We start from the raw sequence: 2911 nt of genomic DNA, 5'->3' as shown, positions 1-2911 counted from the left end.
GAAAACCGGCAGCTTCAGCGGCACACCAGATGATTTTTTGCCCGTGGCTCTGGCGGCAGAGCGCTCCTGCTATGCGCCCAGGTTTTCGATGTGGCGCGACACATTCGGCAGCGCCTTCAAGCTGCGCCCGTTTGTGCGCGCGCATTTGTTTCAGCAGGACGTGGTGCAGGATTTCTTCAACGAGGTTTTTGAGGGGGAGGCGTTCACACTTGGGGAGACACCCAGGGTCAACGAAGCGCTGAGCGTGCCTGAGCTGGCCGCGATGCGCCGGGTGCAGGCTGTGTTGATCGCGCGCAATGTGGCACCGCATTTGCGGCTTTCCTTTGGGGGGGCCATGGGGCGGGCCATGCCCGGCACAGCAGGGCGCTACAGCGAAAAACCCCAGTTGACGCAGGCCCATGGCGCGGCGCTTTGGGCGCGGTTTTCTGAGGATGCAGCCCAAACGGACCGGCTGTTTTTTGATGCGCCCGCGCTGACGCAGGCTTTTGAGCAGGCGCTGGCCCGCGCTGTTGGCCCTGCGCAAGACTATGACGCGCAGGCCTATTTCCCCGCACGGCGGCTGCGCAAGATGGAGCAGCTGGCCGCCAGGGTGGCCGATTGCTTTGAGGCCATGCCCGGGGCCTGGCGCGCGGACTACCAATATTTGCGAGGCCAGCGCTTTGTGGCGCTCAAGGATCAGCCAGATGCGCGCAAACGGCAGAAAAACGCCAAACAGGTCTGGGCTTTGATTGATAAGTTGAGCAAATTGATGGTGCAGCCTTAACGCTGCTTTTGTATTTTGATGTGATGTAAATGGTCCGGTATGATTAAGAGACTTGTCCTCCACATAGGCGACCCAAAGACGGGCACCTCCTCTATCCAGTCTGCGATGCAGCAAGGGGCGTGCCGCTGTGGTGATGTCACGATCCTGCCGCAACGCGAGCTCAACGCCGTTGGGCTTGGCAAGGCGCTCTCCTGTGCAGAGGAAGCGCCAGAGGCCTGTGCGGCGCAGCTGGGGCGGTTGGCGCGCTGGGCGCGCAGCTCTGATGCCGACATCGGCCTTGTATCAAGCGAGTTCCTCGCAGAGGTGCAACCAGAGGTTTTGAAACGGGCTCTGGAGGCCTATCTGCCCGAGCTGGCCGCTGAGGCGCGCGTTTTGGCTTATGTGCGGCCACATTGCGCGCGCTTTGTTTCGGCCTATGGGCAGCGAGTGAAGACAGGGGCTGCGGGGGGCTCGCCCAAACAGCTGGCGCAAAGGCTGATCAACAATGAATTTCTGAGCTACCTCCCGCGCTTTCAGGCTTGGGAAGAAAGCTTTGGCGATCATTTCACATTGCGCCCCTTTGTGCGCAGTGAACTGCGCGGGGGGGATATTGTGCAAGATTTTTTTGACCAGGTCCTCGCGGGGCGGCCTTTTGAGCTGGCGGGGTCTTTTCACGTTAACGAGGCGCTGGCCGTTGAAGAGATGGCTGCGCTGCGGTTTGTGCAAAAAGTCTTTCAGGCGCATGAGCTGGACCGAAGTTTGCGCCACCAGCTGGGCGCGGCCATCAGTGACGCCCTTGGCCAGCTGGCCGGGCGCTACACGCGGCGCCTTACATTGACCCAGCGGGATGCGCAGCGCATTCGTGCGGCCTATGCTTCGGATGCGCAGGCGATGGATGCGCATTTCTTTGACAAGCCGGTGATGGAAACGGCGATGCGCAAGGCTGTGGCGGCAGCGAGCCCCACCTTTCCGAAAGTGAAAGCAGAGCTTTACTTTGAGGCAGAGAGGCTGGAGCAGCTGCGCGCGCTCGCCGCTGAGGTGAGTGCGCTTCTGAAGACCCGGCCCAGCGCCTGGATGCTCGACCGTTTGTCACAAGAGGGGCAGGTGGATGAAACGCTGGCCACGCGCTTTGAGCGGCTGAGAAACAAGCGGCACATAGCCAAAGTCTGGGCGCTGGTGGGCGCGCTTGCCGGCCTCATGCTGCCGCCCGCACACCAGAGACAGCCGCATGAGTTGACCGGTTAGTCACGCAGAGCAACGAAGGCGATACATGTTTGAACGCGTAAAATTGTTAGATTGGGTCCGGCCGAGACCGCGCTTTGTGCCGCAGTTCAAGCAGCGGCTTTTCCTGCATGTGGGCTGCCACCGGACGGGGACCACATCCATCCAGAATTATATGCGCTCCAATGCGGTCCGGCTGGCACAAAGGGGCTATTTTCTGCCCAACGGGCGCGGCCGTCACAGCGGGCTGATGGCTCAGCTTATGAGCGGCGAGATGACCGCAGAGGCGCTTGCCGAGCAGCTGCACGCGGAGGCCTTGGCGCAGGTGGGCCCGCAGGCGGCCATCCTGTTGAGCGATGAAGATGTCAGCCAGCACGAAGACCTTGCACCCTTGCAGGCGCTGCGCCACTTCTTTGAGGTGACCGTCCTGTTCTCGATGCGCCGGCAGGACACATGGCTTGAGAGCTGGTATTTTCAAAACATCAAATGGCAGTGGAACCCGGCTCTGAGCCATCTGACGTGGCCCGAGTTTCTGGACAGGCGCGCAGAGTTTCACTGGATTGATTATGCCGCCCATGTGGGCAAGCTTGAGCGCCTGTTTGGGCGCAAGAACCTGCGTCTCTCGGTGTTTGAGCGCGGACAGATGCCGCAGGGGCCGGTTGTCGATTTTTGCAACAAGATCGGGTTGAAAGACCGTGAGGGATTTTCCACGCCACCGCATGTGAACGCGTCTCTTTCTGCGGAAATGACCGCGTTTTTCCGCCATTTGCCGCTGGACCAGATCAGCACCGTTGATCGTGCGATTTTTCGCAATGCGCTGGAGCGGGTGGACCGCAGCTTGTTGGGGCATATGTCAAAGCAGAGTGAACGGCTGATGCCGCTGGATAGGCGCAAGAGCGTGCTGGCGCAGTTTGAGGCGGGCAACAAAGCGCTCGCCAGGCGCTACTT

General features: G+C 60.7%; 2 protein-coding genes and 1 pseudogene. All 3 read left to right on the top strand.

Annotated features, from left to right (window positions below; translation table 11 throughout):
- On the top strand, nucleotides 1-763 hold a 763-nt coding region (locus Q0478_RS13425; protein ID WP_298680106.1), incomplete at its 5' end, for a hypothetical protein.
- Between the two features lie 39 nt (nucleotides 764-802).
- A complete protein-coding gene (locus Q0478_RS13420) occupies nucleotides 803-1987 on the top strand; it encodes a hypothetical protein (protein WP_298680104.1) in 1185 nt (394 codons plus the stop codon).
- A 226-nt stretch (nucleotides 1988-2213) separates the two neighbouring features.
- Nucleotides 2214-2911, top strand: a pseudogene (locus Q0478_RS13415) (hypothetical protein); the annotation flags it as partial.

The organism is uncultured Lentibacter sp. (genome assembly GCF_937123735.1).
GTDB lineage: Bacteria > Pseudomonadota > Alphaproteobacteria > Rhodobacterales > Rhodobacteraceae > Lentibacter.
Note: the sequence above shows the minus strand (reverse complement) of the source record. Positions and strands in the feature narration are given on the sequence as shown.

Coding starts and splice junctions, on each gene's coding strand:
- Q0478_RS13420 (WP_298680104.1), top strand. CDS start 803: ATGATTAAGAGACTTGTCCTCCACATAGGCGACCCAAAGACGGGCACC.